We start from the raw sequence: 15,774 nt of genomic DNA, 5'->3' as shown, positions 1-15,774 counted from the left end.
TTAAGAACCGTAGGTTATTAAGCGGGAACAAAACATTCCCAAGGGAAATAAAGCGGTTGACAGCCTACTTCTCCTGTCGACCACTCAACCTCACGCGCGGATGGCGTCCAGCCCTGGCCAGTCGAACTCGATGCCGTGGCCGGGGCGGTCCGGTGCCAGGGCGTAGCCTTCCTCGATCTTCAGCGGCTCGGCGATGTAGCGGTCGAGGCCGAAGCCGTGCGCTTCCAGGTACGAGCGGTTGGGCACGGCGGCCAGCAACTGCACGGTGACATCGTGCGCGCCGTGCGAGGTCACCGGCAGGTTGAAGGCCTCGGCCAGGTGGGCGATCTTGATGAACGCGGTGACGCCGCCGCAATTGGTGACGTCCGGTTCGGGATAGGTGACGCCGCCGGTGGCGATCAGGTGCTTGAATTCCCATAGCGTGCGCAGATTTTCGCCGGCGGCGACCGGCAGGCCGCCCTCCCGCACCACGCGGGCGTGGCCGGCCACGTCGTCGGGGATGACCGGCTCTTCCAGCCACACCGGCTGATACGGTGCGAAGGCGCGCGCCGCGCGGATCGCCTCGTCGGCCGACCATTTCATGTTGGCGTCCACCATCAGCGGGAAGCCCTCGCCCAGGTGCTCGCGCATCGCCTTGACGCGCGCCACGTCCTCGGCGAGCCGCGCGCGGCCGACCTTCATCTTGATCGCCCGGAAGCCCTTGCCGAGGTTGTCGTCGGTCTGGCGCAACAGCTTGTCGAGCGGGAAGTCGAGATCGATGCCGCCCGCGTAGCACGGCACGCGCGGATCGTGGCCGCCCAGCAGCTTCCACAGCGGCAGCTTGGCGCGCTTGGCCTTCAGGTCCCACAGCGCCATGTCGAACGCCGACAGCGCCAGCACCGTCGGCCCGCCGCGGCCGCCGTAGTGCAGGCCCCACCAGAGTTTCTGCCACAGATGCTCGATGCGGTCGGCGTCCTCGTGCAGCGCCAGGTCGGGAAAATCGCGCGCCAGCAGCGCCTCGATGGCCGCGCCGTTGCGGCCCACGGTAAAGGTGTAGCCGACGCCCTCGGCGCCATCGGCGTCGCGGACGCGCAGCGTGTTCAGCTCGAATTCGAGCATCTGGCCATGGGTGCTGTCGCTCAGTTCGGCTTCGAGCGGCACGCGGTAATAGCCGGATTCCAGGGAAACGATATGGGGCATGTCATCCTCGCTTGGGTTGTCGGTGGTTGGAACTACATGGATGTCCAGTACGTTAGACGTGCGCGGAGGCCGGCACCCAGCGGTACAGCGTGGGAACCGACACGCCGAGGCTCCTGGCCACGTCCCTGGGCGGGACGCCGCTGGCCAGCAGCTGCCTGGCCGATTCGATCTTGCCGCCGGTCATCTTCGGCTTGCGGCCGCCCTTGCGTCCGAGGCACCGGGCGGCCTCCAGCCCGGCGCGAGTGCGCTCGACGGTCAACTCGCGTTCCATCTCGGCGAGGCTGTCCATGAGGTGGAAGAAGAACCGGCCTGCAGGCGTGCCGGTGTCGAGGGCGTCGGCGAGGCTCTTGAACTGGACGCCCTGCCGGTGCAGCCCGCCGAACAGATCGACCAGCTGCCTGACGCCGCGGCCCAGCCGGTCGAGCTTCCAGACGACCAGGGTATCGCCCCGCCGCAGCATTTCGAGCGTCCGCTCCAACCCGGGACGCTCGGCCCGCGTGCCGCTCGCCTCGTCTTCGAAGACCTGCCGGCACCCGGCCCGGACCAGGGCTTCCCGTTGCAATTCGAGGTTCGGGTCCTGCGTCGAGGCACGCGCGTAGCCGATCAACATGGATCAGCGTCCCATGGGCGGCTTGTTCTGGCCAGTCATGCTTCCGTCCCACGATCGCCACGATATCCGTCTTCGGCATCCTTGCGCACGGCGGGCAGTTGGTGGAGCAATTCCGGCAGCGCCGTTTGCAGGGTATCCCACACCACATCGAAGTTGATGTCGAAATAACCGTGGGCGATGCGGTTGCGCATACCACGCATGTAGCGCCACGGCACTTCGGGATGGGCCTGGGCAAACTCGGCATAGCCGTCCAGCACCTTCGTGGCCGCCTCGCCAATGATGATGAAGCTCATGACCACGGCCTGCTGGGTACGCCTGTCGGCCAGGAAGTCTTCCTTGGCCAGCCCGTCCGCGAAGCTGCATGCATCGGCGGCGGCCTGCCGTATGTGGTCGAGGTAATCGGGAAGGCGGAAGTCGTTCATACCGGCCGAGCCTCGCCGAGTACTTTGGCCCGGAACTTCGCCGGCAGATCCGCCGGGGTGAGCAGATCGACATGAACGCCGAGCAGCGATTCCAATTCGTCCTGCAGGCCGCCCAGATCGAGGAGTGTCGCGCCAGGCAGCGCATCGACCAGCAGATCGAGATCGCTGCCATCCCGATCGGTGCCATGCAGCACCGAACCGAAGACGCGCGGGTTCGCCGTGCGGAAGCGGCTTACCGCTTCGCGCACCGCACTTCGCTTCATATCGAGCACAACCGATGGACGCATGGCCACCCTCTCTTATCGAAACCCGTCGAAATGATATGCAATCGAGAATCCGGTTTCAAGAACCGATTACGTCGCCGCGCGCCAAGTCACCGCGAATTCCCGATCGCATGGCATGAACATTCCTCGCCTTCGGCCGCCTGCTCCAGGTTGCGCATGATGCCGCATTCGCTGGCCGTGTGCCTGGCGTGGCAGGTGTCGCGCAGCGCGTGCAGCTGCCGTTCGAGCAGCCGCAGCGATTCGACCTGCTGGTGGATGCGCGCGATCTGCGTGTCGATCAGGTCGTTGATCGCGTCGCATGCCAGATCGGGATCGGCCTGGAAACGGCGCAAGGTGCGCACGTCGGCCAGTCCGATGCCGAGCGAACGGCAATGGCGGATGAAATTGAGCTGCGTCAGGTGGGCCTCGGAATATCGGCGATAGCCGTTGGCCTCCCGCGCCGCCGGGTCGAGCAGGTGTTCCCGTTCGTAAAAGCGCACTGTTTCCACGTCGCAGGCGCCGCGCCTGGCGAGTTCCCCGATCCGCATGGCTGCTCCTTCAAGAAAACAAACTCCGTATCAGATACGGACTGTCGAATGATGAAGCCGTTCCACGGCACGCGCAATGCGCGGCGAAACGGCTTGACCCTGTAGCGGCTACAGGCTGTTCAATGACGCCATTACCCTCTGGGGAAAACCGTCATGAACACACCGGATACCGCCAAACATTTCGGATCGGAACGGCAGGCGCCCGCGCACGGGCGGGAGCACGACGCCTGCTGCGGCGCCCCTCGCCCGCAGACCGGCCAGCCGCCGGCCACGCATGAAGCGTGCCGTCACGCCCCGGCGCCCGCCCAGGACGCCTGCTGCGCCGATCATCGCGCCCACGCCGAAGGAACGTCTCCGGCGCACGCCGCCTGCTGCGCTTCGGCCGCCGCCGCGCCCGACGCCTGCTGCGGCGGCTCGCAGGCGGCCATCCCGGCGGCGGCGCCCGCCGCGCCGCCGGCCGATACCCGGATGGAGCGCTACCGCATCGTCAAGATGGACTGCCCGACCGAGGAAAGACTGATCCGCAACCGGCTGGAACCGATGGCCGGCGTCGTCCGGCTCGACTTCAACCTGCTGGCGCGCGAGCTGACGGTGCATCACCGCCTCGACGATCCGGCGGCCATCGTGGCGGCCCTGAACGCGCTCGACATGCAGCCGAGCCCGCTCGCCGCCGACGCGCCGGCTGCGGCCCTGCCGCCGGCGCTGGGCGGCCGGCAGAAGGTCTTGCTGGCGGTCAGCGGCCTCGCCGCGCTGGGCGCCGAGGCCGTCGGCTGGATCGGCGGAGCGGACGGCGGGGAGCTGTCGCTGCCGGTCATCGTCCTGGCCCTGGTGTCGATCGCCAGCGCCGGCCTGCCGACCTTGAAAAAGGGCTGGATCGCGGTGCGCAACCGCACGCTCAACATCTACTTCCTGATGTCGCTGGCGGTGGTCGGCGCGGCGCTGATCGGTAAATGGCCGGAGGCGGCGATGGTGATCTTTCTCTTCGCCGTGGCGGAGACGATCGAGGCGCTGTCGCTCGAACGCGCGCGCAACGCCATCCGCGCGCTGACCGCGCTGGCGCCGGAGACCGCCGAGGTGCAGACGGCGGACGGCTGGCGCGAGGTGCCGCCGGCCGCGGTGCCGGTGGGCAGCCGCATCCGCGTGCGCGCCGGCGCGCGCGTGCCGCTCGACGCCCGCGTCGCCAGCGGCCGCGCCGCGCTCAACCAGGCGCCGATCACCGGCGAGAGCCTGCCGGTGGACAAGCAGCCCGGCGACCCGCTCTACGCCGGCACGATCGTCACCGACGGCGTGCTGGAAGCCGTGGTGACGGCCGCCGCCGGGGACAGCACGCTGGCGCGCATCGCCGCCGCCATCCAGGAGGCGCAGGCGCAGCGCGCGCCGACGCAGCGTTTCGTCGACCGCTTCGCCCGCTACTACACGCCGGCGGTGGTCGCCGTGGCGGTGGCGGTGGCCGCGTTCGGCCCGCTGGTTTTCGGCGGTCCCTGGATCGACTGGATCTACGAGGCGCTGGTCATCCTGGTCATCGCCTGCCCGTGCGCGCTGGTGGTGTTGACGCCGGTCACCGTGGTCAGCGGCCTGGCCGCCGCCGCCCGGCACGGCATCCTGGTCAAAGGCGGCGTGTACCTCGAAAACGGGCGCCGGCTCAAGGCCATGGCCCTGGACAAGACCGGCACCCTGACGCGCGGCGCCGCCGCGCTGACCGACGCGCTGGCGCCCCCGGTTCCGCTCGCCGACGTGCCGGGCGAGCGCGCCCTGCTGCTGGCGGCCAGCCTGGACGAGCACAGCACGCATCCCGTGGCGCGGGCGCTGGTTGACGGCTGGCGCGCGCGGCAGCCGGACGCGGCGCTCCTGCCCGTCGACGATTTCCGGGTGCTCGACGGGCGCGGCGTGCAGGGCGTGATCGCCGGGCAGACGTGGCGGCTCGGCAACCACCGCCTGGTGGAGGAAACCGGCGTCTGCTCGCCGGCGCTGGAGGCCCGGCTGGAGGCGCTGGAACAGGCCGGCAAGACGGCCGTCGTGCTGATCGGGCCGGCCGGCCCGGCGGGCCTGTTCGGCGTGGCCGACACGCTGCGCCCGGAAAGCGCCCCGGCGATCGCCGCGCTCAAGGCGCTCGGCGTCGAGCCGGTGATGCTGACCGGCGACAATCCGCTCACCGCCGGGGTGATCGCCGGTCAGTTGGGCATCGGCGACGCGCGCGGCAACCTGCTGCCGGCGGACAAGCAATCGGTCATCGCCGAGCTGAAGGCGCGCTACGGCGAGGTCGGCATGGTCGGCGACGGGGTCAACGACGCGCCGGCGCTGGCGCGCGCCGACGTCGGCTTCGCCATGGGCGCGGCCGGCACGGCGACCGCGCTGGAAACGGCCGACGTCGCCATCATGGACGACGATCCGCGCAAGCTGGCGCGCTTCATCGACCTGAGCCGGCACACGGCGGTGATCCTCAGGCAGAACATCGCGCTGGCCCTGGGCATCAAGGGGCTGTTCCTGGTGCTGGCGCTGGCCGGCCAGGCGACGCTGTGGATGGCCGTGTTCGCCGACATGGGCTCCAGCCTGCTGGTCGTCTTCAACGGCCTGCGCCTGCTGCGCAAGTGACCCGGCCGGAGCGCCGAAATGGAAATGGATATGGAAGCCGAGAAGAACCGGATGTGGAACCTCCTTTTCCTGGGCTGGCTGATCGCCAGCGTCGCCACGCTGGGCAGCCTGTTCTTCAGCGAGGTGATGGACCGGGCGCCGTGCGTGCTCTGCTGGTACCAGCGCATCTTCATGTTTCCCCTGCCGATCATCCTGACGGCCGGATTGCTTCCGTTCGACCCGCGCTGCGCGCGGTACGCCCTGCCGCTCGCCGTCGCGGGCTGGGGCGTGGCGCTGTACCACTGCCTGCTTTACCTGGGATTCATCCCGCAGCAGCTGCAACCGTGCACGCAAGGATTGTCGTGCGCCGACGTCAAGCTGGAGCTGTTCGGCTTCGTCACGATTCCCCTGTTGTCGCTCCTCGCATTCACTCTCCTCGTTGCACTGCTCCTGGCCGTGCGGAAAGGCACCGCGTCGTGAAAAGACTCCACGTGATCATCGCCGCCTCCCTCGTTCTCGTCCTCGCCTTCGGCGGCGGCGCCTATTACTACAAGGCGAGCCAGGCGCAGGACATCGCCCGGCTCGCGCAGCCGGGCGAATCGCCGTTCAACCGGCCGGCCTCCGCCACGCTCGGCGCCGAGTCGGCCAAGGTGGTGATCGTCGAGTTCTTCGATCCGGCCTGCGAGGCCTGCCGGATGATGTACCCCTACGTCAAGTCGCTGCTGCGCACGCATGAGGGGAAGCTTCACCTGTCGTTGCGGTATGCCACCTTCCATCAGGGGTCCGATTACGTCGCCAGGGTATTGGAAGCCGCCCGCCTGCAGGGCGAGGAGATGTACTGGAGGTCCGTGGAGTCCGTTCTCGCCAACCAGCCGGTATGGGCCGATCACGAGCATCCGGCTCCGCAGAAGGTGTGGGATTTTCTCGAAAAGACCGGCCTGGATCTCGAAAAGGCCAGAAAAGACATGGACGACCCGCGCATTGCCGCCCTGCTGCGGCAGGACGCCATGGACCTGGAGACGTTGAAAGTCGCCAAGACGCCCTCCTTCTTCATCAACGGCAGGCCGCTCGAAACCTTCGGCCAGAACAGCCTGCGCTTCCAGGTGGAGAGCGAGATCAAGCGCGCCTACCCATGACTCCGGCACCGGATGGACCCGTCGGCGCCGCCGGGTGCGACGGTCAGCGCACGCGCCGCACTTCGTAGCCGCTGACGCGCAGCAGGTCGATCGCCTCCTCGACCTTGCGCTGGCGACGCTCCTGACGCCGGTTGACGTGCCTGGCCGGCAGGCCGGCCAGGCGGTAGCCGTGGGCGCGCAGCCAGTCGTCGATCAGTTCGAGGCTTTTCCGGCCGATGCCCGGCGCGCGTTCGATGACGCGCGCGTCGAGGGCGGCGACTTCCTGGGGGGAAATGCTGGGCTTGTTGAGCAGGAGCCGCAAGGCGTTGCGCTGCCGCGTCGGGAGAATGACAGTCGCGGACTCCGGGCTGCCGGCGCACAGGAAGGCGCCATCGGTCGTTTCGGGCATGGCACGCGCATCCGGAAAACGGGACGGATAGAAACTCCATGCCGGCGAGCGGCAAGGAGCGCGTTTGAAGCCCGGTCAGGGTACGGATTTCGCCGCGTACAGCCAACGAAAAAATCCTGATATCGATATCCGTCGATTCGCATATCGCCATATTCCCGGAAGGAATAATCATCGTGGCAATCGTTCGTTCCCTTTCCCGGCGAAAGTCCCTAGATTGGCCGCAACACATTGTTGAAGGAACGGCCATGACCACGCTGATCGTCGGCGGCGACCACGTTGACACCTATCGCGCTTTCCTCTCGGCCAGCGGCTACGGCCCCGTCATGCACCTGAAGGGCCGCAAGCCGCGCGAATGCGATCAGGCGCTGCCGCGCCACACGCGGCTGGTGGTGATCATGGTGGATCAGGTCAGCCACGGGCTGGCGCTCAGGATGCGCCGGGCGGCCAACGCGCAGAACCTGCCGGTGGTGTTCACCAAGCGCTCGATCAGCCAGTTGAACAAGGCGCTGGATCGCATGAAGCGCGGCGGCCTCGTGCAATAGGCGCAAGGGAAAACATGAGCGCGGAAACGCCGATCCTGATCGTACCCGGACGCGGCAACAGCGGCGCCGGACATTGGCAGACGCTGATGGAGGAGCACCTTTCCCCGACGCGGCGCGTCGAGCAGGACGATTGGGACGCGCCCGACCTGGAATCCTGGAGCCGGCGGATCGACGCGATGGCGCGGCGGCAGGACACGCCGCCGCTGCTCGTCGCGCACAGCTTCGGCTGCCTGGCGGCGGCGCATGCGCAGATCGTCCGCGGCGCGCCGGTCGGCGCCACCCTGTTCGTCGCTCCGGCGGACCCGTGCCGGTTCGGGCTGCCGGAGGACGTCTTCCGCCAACCGCTGGGCCGGCCGGGGTTTCTGGTGGCCAGCGACGACGACCCGTGGATGTCCGAGGAACGGGCGGTCGCCCTGGCCAGGGCCTGGGGCATCGGCCATCTGACGCTGCGCGGCGCCGGCCACATCAACGTCGCCTCGGGGTACGGCCGCTGGCCGCTCGGCGAAGACCTCGTGCACCGGCTGCGCGAGCGATCGGCGGCGCGGCGGACGCCGTTCCGGCCCGCTCCGGCGCACGCGCATTCCGGGCGGTGCTCCGGCATTCGGCATATATCGAAATAAGAAACGAATCGTTCGCCGCTCCGGGACTCCTTGATAAATTGAATCGTCATCCGGCGGACAGCCGCCGGGCGCCGATCCGACAGCGCAACGGCAACGTCGCGCGACATGAACCCGACAACATCAAGGAAAAATTCAATGAGCGACGATACCGAAGTCCGCCGGACGCTGAGCGAAGCCGCCGCCCGCCAGCTCGCCAATTCCACCAAGACCCATGCGCAATGGAGCGGCATCACGCCGCGCTGGCTGGTCTCGTTCCTGCCCTGGACGCCGGTCGAGGCGGGCATCTTCCGGCTGAACCGGGTCAAGGAACAATCCGGCGATTCGCCGGCGGACGTCGAATGCAGCCCGGACCACAACGAGGACTTGCCGGAAACCTTCGTCGACTACGAAACCAAACCCCGCGAATACTCGCTGAACGCGGTGACCACCGTGCTCGACGTGCAGACCCGGGTGTCCGACCTCTACAGTTCGCCGATCGACCAGATCCAAGAACAGCTCCGCTTGCTGATCGAAAAGGTGAAGGAAAAGCAGGAGAACGAACTGGTCAACAACGAGGACTATGGCCTGCTCAACAACATCGTCCGCGCGCAGCAGATCTCCACGCGCAAAGGCCGCCCGACGCCGGACGACCTCGACGAACTGATCAGCAAGGTGTGGAAGGAACCGGCCTTCTTCCTGGCCCACCCGCGCGCCATCGCCGCGTTCGGCCGGGAATGCACGCGCCGCGGCGTGCCGCCGCCCACCGTCTCGCTCTTCGGCGCGCAGTTCCTCACCTGGCGCGGCCTGCCGCTGGTGCCGAGCGACAAGCTGCACGTCAACGAGAACAACCGGACCGACATCCTCCTGCTGCGCACGGGCGAGAAGAAACAGGGCGTCACCGGCCTGTTCCAGCCCGGCGTGCCGGGCGAGATCGCGCCGAGCCTGTCGGTCCGCTTCATGGGCATCAACCGCAAGGCCATCGCCTCGTACCTCATCTCCCTGTATTGCTCGGCGGCCGTACTGACCGACGATGCCATCGCCGTGCTGCAGAACGTCGAAGTCGATCAGTACTATGACTACGCCTGATCCCGCCCTCCTGCCGGCGTCCGAAACCCGGGCGGCCCAGGCCGCCGGCGCGCCGGACCCGGCGCTGATCGCGCAACTGGCCAACCAGTTCTTCGCGGCCCTGCCGGGCAGCGCCATCGCGCCGACACCGCGGCAGCCGTCGTTCTCGCCGGCGCTGTCGATCGCGCCGCAGGCGGCGGCGCCGGCGGGCGTGCCGGTCGAGGCACCCGCCTTGCCGGCGGCGTCGCCGCTGCCGGCCGATGCCGCGCCGCCCGTGGCCTTGTCTCCGGCCGCGAACGACCTGCGCGACATTCCGTCGACGCTCGGCGGCGCCCTCTCCCTGATTCCGTCGCGCCTCGCCTCGCCGTCCGCGGAGAGCGTCACCCCGGCCAGCGGCTTTTATTTCGTCAACGAGGCCGGGACCGGCAAGGCGCTCCCCTTCGGCTTCGGTGCCATCTCGGTCGTCCCGGAACTCGTCGAGCGGCATCCCAACCGCACGCCGGATCTCGGCTTCGCCTCGGCGCGGCCGTTCGACCCGCGCGCCGTCCGCAACGACTTCCCGATCCTGCGCGAGCAGGTCAACGGCAAGCCGCTCGTCTGGCTGGACAACGCGGCGACGACGCAGAAGCCGCAGTCGGTGATCGACCGCCTGGCCTATTTCTACGAACACGAAAACTCGAACATCCACCGCGCGGCCCATACGCTGGCCGCCCGCGCCACCGATGCCTACGAGGAGGCGCGCGAGAAAGCCCGCGCCTTCCTCAACGCCGAAAGCGCCGAGCAGATCGTCTTCGTGCGCGGCACGACGGAAGCGATCAACCTGGTCGCCAAGACGTGGGGCGCCAAATATGTCGGTCCGGGCGACGAGATCGTGATCAGTTGGCTGGAGCACCACGCCAACATCGTGCCGTGGCAGCAACTGGCGGCGGAAAAAGGCGCCCGGCTGCGCGTCATCCCGGTCGACGACGACGGTGATCTGATTCTTTCCGAGTACGAGCGGCTGCTTGGTCCGCGCACGAAGATCGTGGCCGTGACGCAGGTCTCCAACGCCCTCGGCACGGTCACGCCGACCCGGGCCATCGTCAACGCGGCGCACCGCCACGGCGCGCGCGTGCTGATCGACGGCGCGCAGTCGGTGTCGCACCAGCGCACCGACGTGCAGGCGCTCGGCGCCGACTTTTTCGTCTTCTCCGGACACAAGGTTTTCGGCCCGACCGGCATCGGCGTGCTCTACGGCAAGCGCGAGGCGCTGGAGGAAGCGCCGCCGTGGCAGGGCGGCGGCAACATGATCGCCGACGTCACCTTCGAGCGCACCCTGTACCAGCCGGCGCCGGCCAAGTTCGAGGCGGGCACCGGCAACATCGCCGACGCCGTCGGCCTGGGCGCGGCGATCGACTACGTCAACAAACTCGGCATCGACAACATCGCCCGCTACGAGCACGAGCTGATCGCCTACGCCACGCAGGCGCTGAAGACCATTCCCGGACTGCGCATCATCGGCAACGCCCGGGAAAAGGCCGGCGTGATCTCGCTGGTGCTCGACGGCTTCAAGACCGAGGAAGTCGGCGCGCATCTGGCGCGCGAAGGCATCGCCGTGCGCGCCGGCCATCACTGCGCCCAGCCCATCCTGCGCCGCTTCGGGCTGGAGAGCTCGGTGCGCCCGTCGTTCGCGCCCTACAACACCTGCGAGGACATCGACGCGCTGGTGCGCGCGCTGCGCCAGTTGCGCAGCCAGCGCGCGTAGGGCCGGGAGGGAAGCGGAGCGCCGATTCCGCTTCCCTCCCCTTTTTTCGCCGCCTCAGGAACGCCCCGTGATGCGCTGGAACTTCTCCAGAAGCTGCTCCTGCGTCTCGCGATGCTCGGGATGCACGAAGATGCACTCGACCGGGCAGACGACTTCGCATTGATGTTCGGCGTAGTGGCCGACGCATTCCGTGCACAGCGCCGGATCGATCTCGAAGATTTCCGGCCCCTGGTAAATGGCGCCGTTCGGGCACTCGACCTCGCACACGTCGCAATTGATGCATTCGTCGGTAATCATCAAGGCCATGGGAATTGTCTCGGCAGGAAAAAAGGAACCGGCGGCTGGTCAGGCCGGCACCGGCGCGAATTGATAGGCGGCGGCCAGCAGCCCCGCCACGGCGGCGAACGCGGGCAAGGCGAACTTCCGGCAGCCTGCCGGATCGCGCCAATGGCGCAGCAGCCGCCGCGCGGTCGCAACGCTCCAGGCCAGCCCCGCCAGCACGCCGGCCAGCCGCAGCCAGGGCAGGACGGCCCAGGCGTTCATGCCGCCGCGGGCCAGGATGGACAGCGAATGCTCCATCGCGCCCAGCGCCAGTCCGATGCCGGCGAGCGGGATCAGCGCGTAGGCCAGCGCGCCGGCCAGTTTCTGCCGCCCCGAGGCCGCCATCAGCAATCCCGCGCCGGCCAGCGTACCCAGGGCGAGCGCCGTGCCGGCGATGCCGAGCAGGGCGGCGAGCGCGCCGGCCAGATCGCTCCGCATGCCTTCGTGGCGGAACAGCCAGCGCGAAACCTCGGCCTGCCAGACGGGCGCCTCTCCGGACCATTGCTGCAATGCCGCCAGCGCCTGCTGGTGCCAGGGACTGCCCGGCCAATGCACGGCCCCGTACAGCAGGCCGATCAACACGTACAGGATGCCGGCCGCCTCCCAGTTCCGCACCTCGTCCGGCTCCAGCGTGGCGATCTCTTCGCCCGGCGCGCGCCAGGACAGGGCGACGGCCTGCCGATGGCCGCTGCAGCGGCTGCACATGTTGCATTTCTCGTTGCTGCGCAGCCGCCGCACGTCCAGCAGCGGCGGGCAATCCACCGCGCTCGGCGCGGGCCGGGGCGCGGCGTCCCATCTGGCGCGGTCGACCTTGAAGTGCAGCACGGCGCAGCGCGCCAGCAGCGAGAAGATGCTGGCGCCCGGGCAGACGAAGCGGCACCAGACCCGCTTGCCGCGGCCGTAGATCAGCCCGGTGATCAGCGACAGGCACGAGGTTCCCCCGATGACCAGCAGCGTCGCCGGCGCCGAACGGAAGGCGTCGATGAGGTGCTCGTACAGCGTGACGAAGCAGAAGAACACGAGCGGCAAGGCCGGCTTGCGCATCCAGGCCGGCACCTTCAGGCCGCGCCCGTGGCGGCTGGCGAACTCGGTCAGCGTGCCGTCCGGGCACATGAGGCCGCACCAGAACTGGCCGAAGATCAGCATGCTGAGGATGACGCCGGGCCACCACGCCCCCCAGAACAGGGCTTCGGCGAAGCGCGCCAGGCTGTCGAACACGCCGGCGCGTGAATCGGCTTCGGGCAGGAAGACGGGCGCCACCAGCAGGAAGAGATAGACGGCCACGATGCTCCACTGCAGTTTGCGGATCAAATCCTGGCGCCGCTGCAAGGCGTCTCCCACCGCCTGGATGCGCATCGGCGAAAACCGGCCGCCGCCCCGGCGCGGGAAAACGATCACCTGTTCCTGTTCCATGCGTTTCCCCGATTCAGCGGCCCGCCTGCCAGGCGCCCACGATCCGCTGCGCCGTCTTGCGCACTTCGAGATCCGGGTCCTCGGCCGCCGCGCGCCGCAGCCTCGGCAATGCCGAGCGGTCGCCGATCGCCTCCAGGGCATTCGCCGCCTCCTTGCGCAGATTGCTCACCGCGTGCTCCAGCGCCGCCAGCAGGGCGGGCACGGCGGCGCGAGCCTTCAGCCGCCCCAGCGCGTTGGCGGCCTTGAGGCGGACTTCCCAGTACGTGTCCCGCAACAGCGCGTCGATCAGCCCTTCGCCGGCGGCCGGATCGAGCAGCTTGCCGAGCGTGGCCGCCGCTTCCTCGCGCACCTGCCAGTCCGCGTCCCGCAATGCAGCCAGCAACGCGGCACGGGCGACAGGCAAGCCTTCGGCGCCGGCGAAACCCAGCGCGCCCGTCGCCGCCCGGCGGACTTCAGGCGATGGATCGTCCACCCGTTCGGCAATCGCCTCGATGGCCCGCGCGTCGCGCAAATAGGCCAATACGCCGACGGCTTCGCGCCGCACCGCGGCGAGCGGGTCGCGCAGCGACTCGACGGCCGGCGCCAGCGCCGCCGGCTCGCGCAGTTTGCGCAAACCGCCCAGGATCGCCGCGCGCGACACGCCTTCGGCCGACGCCAACGCCGCCACCAGCAAGGGACCGCCCTCCCCGTCGCGCAGCTCGGACAGCGAAGCGGCGGCGGCCCGGCGCACTTCGGCGTCGGCATCGCCGAGCAGCGCCAGCAGGCTTTCGACCGCCGGACGCGCGCCGATGCCTTCCAGCGCCTGCGCCGCCTCCAGCCGTACCTCGGCGGCGGCGTCGCGGGAGGCGCGTAGGTAAACGGCCAGCCCCTCGCTGTCGAATTCGTCATTCACTTCGCGCACCGCGATGCGGCGCACCGCCGGATCGTCATCGCCGAGCTGCGCCAGCAGATGCGGCGGGAGGTCGGGATCGAACGCTGCGTAGGCCATGGGTCACCGCACCAGATAGGGAATCTCGACGCGGATCGCCTTGGTCGGGCAATCCTGCTGGCACGGATAGCAGTACCAGCATTCGTCATAGGCCATCACGACCTTGCCGCTGTCGTCCAGCTTCAGGATGTCGGTCGGGCACACCTCGATGCAGGTCCGGCACCCCTTGGCGGCGATGCATTTGTCGTGGTCAACGATGATCGATACGGAAAAATTCGGGTCGTTCCTGGTCAGGATCATGGTTTTTCCTCAGGCGTGCGCCGCCTCGATGCGCAGCTCGTTGTAGGCGTTCTTTTCCGATTCGTCGATCGGCACGACGTAGTCCGGGATGTCGCGCCGGAAAAGCTCGGGCTCGCCGCCGGCGCCCTTGCGCACTTCGACGAAGCAGTTCCAGCGGGCGTCGTCGCGCTCGGGATAATCGGTGCGGTAGTGGTAGAGCCCCCAGCGGCTTTCGGTGCGGTACAGCGAGGCGTGCGCCGCGAGTTCCGCGCAGTCGAGGATGGCCTGCACTTCCATCACACGCATCAGTTCGTGCGGGTTCTCGGCCTTGATGTGCTCCACGTCCTCGCGGATCTCGGCGAAGCGCCGCAGGCCGATCTCCATCTTGCGGGTCACCTTGGGCGGCTGCAGGTAGTCGTTGACCATGCGGCGCAGCTTGTATTCCACCTTGCTCGCCTGCAGCCCGCTGGCGCGCCTGAGCGGCGCCTCGTAGCGCTCGCGCTCGCGCCGCACCTGCTCCGCGTCGTAGTCCGGCAGGTCCAGCCCGTCGATGTAATCGACGGCGTCCTCGCCCGCGATGCGGCCGTACACCATGGCGCCGAGCATGTAGTTGTGCGCGACGTTGCACAGATCACCGGCCGCGTAGAGCCCCGGCACCGTGGTGCGTGCGTTTTCGTCGACCCATACGCCCGAGGCGCTATGCCCGCCGCACAGGCCGATCTCCGAGATGTACATCTCGACGAGGTCGGAGCGGTAATCGGTGCTGCGCCCGGCATGGAACTGCCCGCGCGAGGGCCGCTCGGTGATGTGCAGGACGTTCTCGATGCGCTTGACCGTTTCGTCCGCCAGATGGTCGAGCTTCAGGAACACCGGGCCGTTGCCGCTCTCCAGCTCGCGCCAGAATTCGAGCATCATCTGGCCGCTCCAGTAGTCGCTCTTGATGAAGCGTTCGCCTTTGGCATTGACGGTGTAGCCGCCGAACGGGCCGGTCACGTAGGCGCACGCCGGACCGTTGTAGTCCTTGATCAGCGGATTGATCTGGAAGCACTCCAGGCCGGACAGCTCGGCGCCGGCGTGGTACGCCATGCTGTAGCCGTCGCCGGCGTTGGTCGGGTTCTCGTAGGTGCCGAACAGGTAGCCCGAGGCCGGCAGGCCCAGGCGTCCGGCCGCGCCGGTGCACAGCACCACGGCGCGCGCGCGCACCACCACCGCTTCGCCGGAGCGCGAATCGAGCGCGATGGTCCCGGCCGCGCGGCCGTCCTTGCCGATCAGCAGGCGCGTGGCGGTCAGGCGGTTGGAGACCTCGACCCCCACCCGCTTGATCTGGCGGAAGATCACCTTCTTGACGTTGTACCCTTCCGGCATCGGGAGCACGTACGCGCCCAGGTGGTGCACCTTCTTGACGGCATAGTCGCCGGTCTCGTCCTTCTCGAACTTGACGCCCCATTCGTCCAGTTCCCGGATCATGCCGAAACTGCGCGTGGCATAGGCCATCAGCGCCCGCTGATTGACGATGCCGTCATTGGCGATGGTGATTTCGCGGACGTACTGCTCCGGCGTCGCATAGCCCGGGATGATGGCGTTGTTCACGCTGTCCATCCCTTCGGTGATGGCGCCGCTGCGCTTGACGTTCGCCTTGTCCAGCAGCAGCACCCTGAGCCGGGGCGCCTTGGCCTTGGCCTTGATCGCGGCGATCGGACCGGCCGTCCCGCCGCCGATCACCAGGATGTTGACCTCGATGTTTCTGGTTTCCATGGTTTTCCTTG

At 68.4% G+C, this 15,774-nt stretch carries 18 protein-coding genes; 7 read left to right on the top strand and 11 right to left on the bottom strand.

The features are described 5' to 3' along the window. Positions 1-90: 90 nt before the first annotated feature. From QM701_RS00385 to QM701_RS00365, 5 genes are all read right to left on the bottom strand, one after another. On the bottom strand, positions 91-1,179 hold the full coding sequence (locus tag QM701_RS00385) for a mandelate racemase/muconate lactonizing enzyme family protein (protein WP_415165133.1): 1,089 nt from the start codon (positions 1,177-1,179) through the stop codon (positions 91-93). A gap of 52 nt (positions 1,180-1,231) precedes the next feature. Continuing rightward, complete coding sequence (locus tag QM701_RS00380) at positions 1,232-1,789, bottom strand: recombinase family protein (protein WP_415165132.1); 558 nt, start codon at positions 1,787-1,789, stop codon at positions 1,232-1,234. Between the two features lie 35 nt (positions 1,790-1,824). Continuing rightward, positions 1,825-2,211, bottom strand: a complete 387-nt coding sequence (locus tag QM701_RS00375) for a DUF86 domain-containing protein (RefSeq protein WP_415165131.1) — start codon at positions 2,209-2,211, stop codon at positions 1,825-1,827. After that, the gene (locus tag QM701_RS00370) at positions 2,208-2,498 is read right to left on the bottom strand and encodes a nucleotidyltransferase family protein (protein ID WP_415165130.1); all 291 of its coding nucleotides are present in this window, start codon (positions 2,496-2,498) and stop codon (positions 2,208-2,210) included. The genes QM701_RS00375 and QM701_RS00370 overlap by 4 nt, the downstream gene beginning before the upstream one ends. Positions 2,499-2,584: 86 nt before the next feature. Continuing rightward, on the bottom strand, positions 2,585-3,022 hold the full coding sequence (locus tag QM701_RS00365) for a Cd(II)/Pb(II)-responsive transcriptional regulator (protein WP_415165129.1): 438 nt from the start codon (positions 3,020-3,022) through the stop codon (positions 2,585-2,587). 153 nt (positions 3,023-3,175) lie between these two features. Between QM701_RS00365 and QM701_RS00360 the strand changes: the two genes are divergently transcribed. The 3 genes from QM701_RS00360 to QM701_RS00350 are packed head-to-tail and all read left to right on the top strand — an operon-like array spanning position 3,176 to position 6,729. Further along, a complete protein-coding gene (locus QM701_RS00360) occupies positions 3,176-5,614 on the top strand; it encodes a heavy metal translocating P-type ATPase (RefSeq protein WP_415165128.1) in 2,439 nt (812 codons plus the stop codon). An 18-nt stretch (positions 5,615-5,632) separates the two neighbouring features. Further along, the gene (locus tag QM701_RS00355) at positions 5,633-6,073 is read left to right on the top strand and encodes a disulfide bond formation protein B (RefSeq protein WP_415165127.1); all 441 of its coding nucleotides are present in this window, start codon (positions 5,633-5,635) and stop codon (positions 6,071-6,073) included. After that, entirely contained in the window at positions 6,070-6,729 is a 660-nt protein-coding gene (locus QM701_RS00350) for a DsbA family protein (protein WP_415165126.1), read from the top strand. The genes QM701_RS00355 and QM701_RS00350 overlap by 4 nt, the downstream gene beginning before the upstream one ends. Positions 6,730-6,772: 43 nt before the next feature. On the opposite strand, the gene QM701_RS00345 is transcribed toward QM701_RS00350, so the two are convergent. Beyond that, positions 6,773-7,117, bottom strand: a complete 345-nt coding sequence (locus QM701_RS00345) for a hypothetical protein (RefSeq protein WP_415165125.1) — start codon at positions 7,115-7,117, stop codon at positions 6,773-6,775. Between the two features lie 245 nt (positions 7,118-7,362). Between QM701_RS00345 and QM701_RS00340 the strand changes: the two genes are divergently transcribed. The 4 genes from QM701_RS00340 (at position 7,363) to QM701_RS00325 (ending at position 11,067) form a co-directional block, all read left to right on the top strand. Further along, a complete protein-coding gene (locus tag QM701_RS00340) occupies positions 7,363-7,659 on the top strand; it encodes a DUF2325 domain-containing protein (protein WP_415165124.1) in 297 nt (98 codons plus the stop codon). A gap of 14 nt (positions 7,660-7,673) precedes the next feature. Continuing rightward, positions 7,674-8,279 carry an RBBP9/YdeN family alpha/beta hydrolase gene (locus QM701_RS00335; RefSeq protein ID WP_415165123.1) on the top strand — a complete coding sequence of 202 codons (606 nt, stop codon included), beginning with the start codon at positions 7,674-7,676 and terminating at the stop codon, positions 8,277-8,279. A gap of 135 nt (positions 8,280-8,414) precedes the next feature. Continuing rightward, positions 8,415-9,344 carry a family 2A encapsulin nanocompartment shell protein gene (locus QM701_RS00330; RefSeq protein ID WP_415165122.1) on the top strand — a complete coding sequence of 310 codons (930 nt, stop codon included), beginning with the start codon at positions 8,415-8,417 and terminating at the stop codon, positions 9,342-9,344. Beyond that, entirely contained in the window at positions 9,331-11,067 is a 1,737-nt protein-coding gene (locus QM701_RS00325; RefSeq protein WP_415165121.1) for a family 2A encapsulin nanocompartment cargo protein cysteine desulfurase, read from the top strand. The genes QM701_RS00330 and QM701_RS00325 overlap by 14 nt, the downstream gene beginning before the upstream one ends. Before the next feature lie 54 nt (positions 11,068-11,121). Here the strand turns inward: QM701_RS00325 and QM701_RS00320 are convergent, their stop codons facing one another. From QM701_RS00320 to QM701_RS00300, 5 genes are read right to left on the bottom strand one after another with little or no spacing between them, the layout of a single operon-like run. Beyond that, positions 11,122-11,373: a YfhL family 4Fe-4S dicluster ferredoxin gene (locus tag QM701_RS00320; RefSeq protein ID WP_415165120.1), complete on the bottom strand. Its 252-nt coding sequence runs from the start codon at positions 11,371-11,373 to the stop codon at positions 11,122-11,124. Between the two features lie 39 nt (positions 11,374-11,412). Beyond that, on the bottom strand, positions 11,413-12,801 hold the full coding sequence (locus QM701_RS00315) for a 4Fe-4S binding protein (RefSeq protein WP_415165119.1): 1,389 nt from the start codon (positions 12,799-12,801) through the stop codon (positions 11,413-11,415). A 13-nt stretch (positions 12,802-12,814) separates the two neighbouring features. Further along, positions 12,815-13,789 (bottom strand): HEAT repeat domain-containing protein, encoded by a 975-nt coding sequence (locus QM701_RS00310; protein ID WP_415165118.1) that lies wholly within the window; start codon positions 13,787-13,789, stop codon positions 12,815-12,817. A 3-nt stretch (positions 13,790-13,792) separates the two neighbouring features. Continuing rightward, positions 13,793-14,029, bottom strand: coding sequence for a ferredoxin family protein (locus QM701_RS00305; RefSeq protein WP_415165117.1), 237 nt, complete (start codon positions 14,027-14,029; stop codon positions 13,793-13,795). A gap of 9 nt (positions 14,030-14,038) precedes the next feature. Further along, positions 14,039-15,763 (bottom strand): fumarate reductase/succinate dehydrogenase flavoprotein subunit, encoded by a 1,725-nt coding sequence (locus QM701_RS00300; RefSeq protein WP_415165116.1) that lies wholly within the window; start codon positions 15,761-15,763, stop codon positions 14,039-14,041. Positions 15,764-15,774: the final 11 nt, after the last annotated feature.

The organism is Propionivibrio sp., assembly GCF_047602565.1.
Lineage (GTDB): Bacteria > Pseudomonadota > Gammaproteobacteria > Burkholderiales > Rhodocyclaceae > Propionivibrio.
Note: the sequence above shows the minus strand (reverse complement) of the source record. Positions and strands in the feature narration are given on the sequence as shown.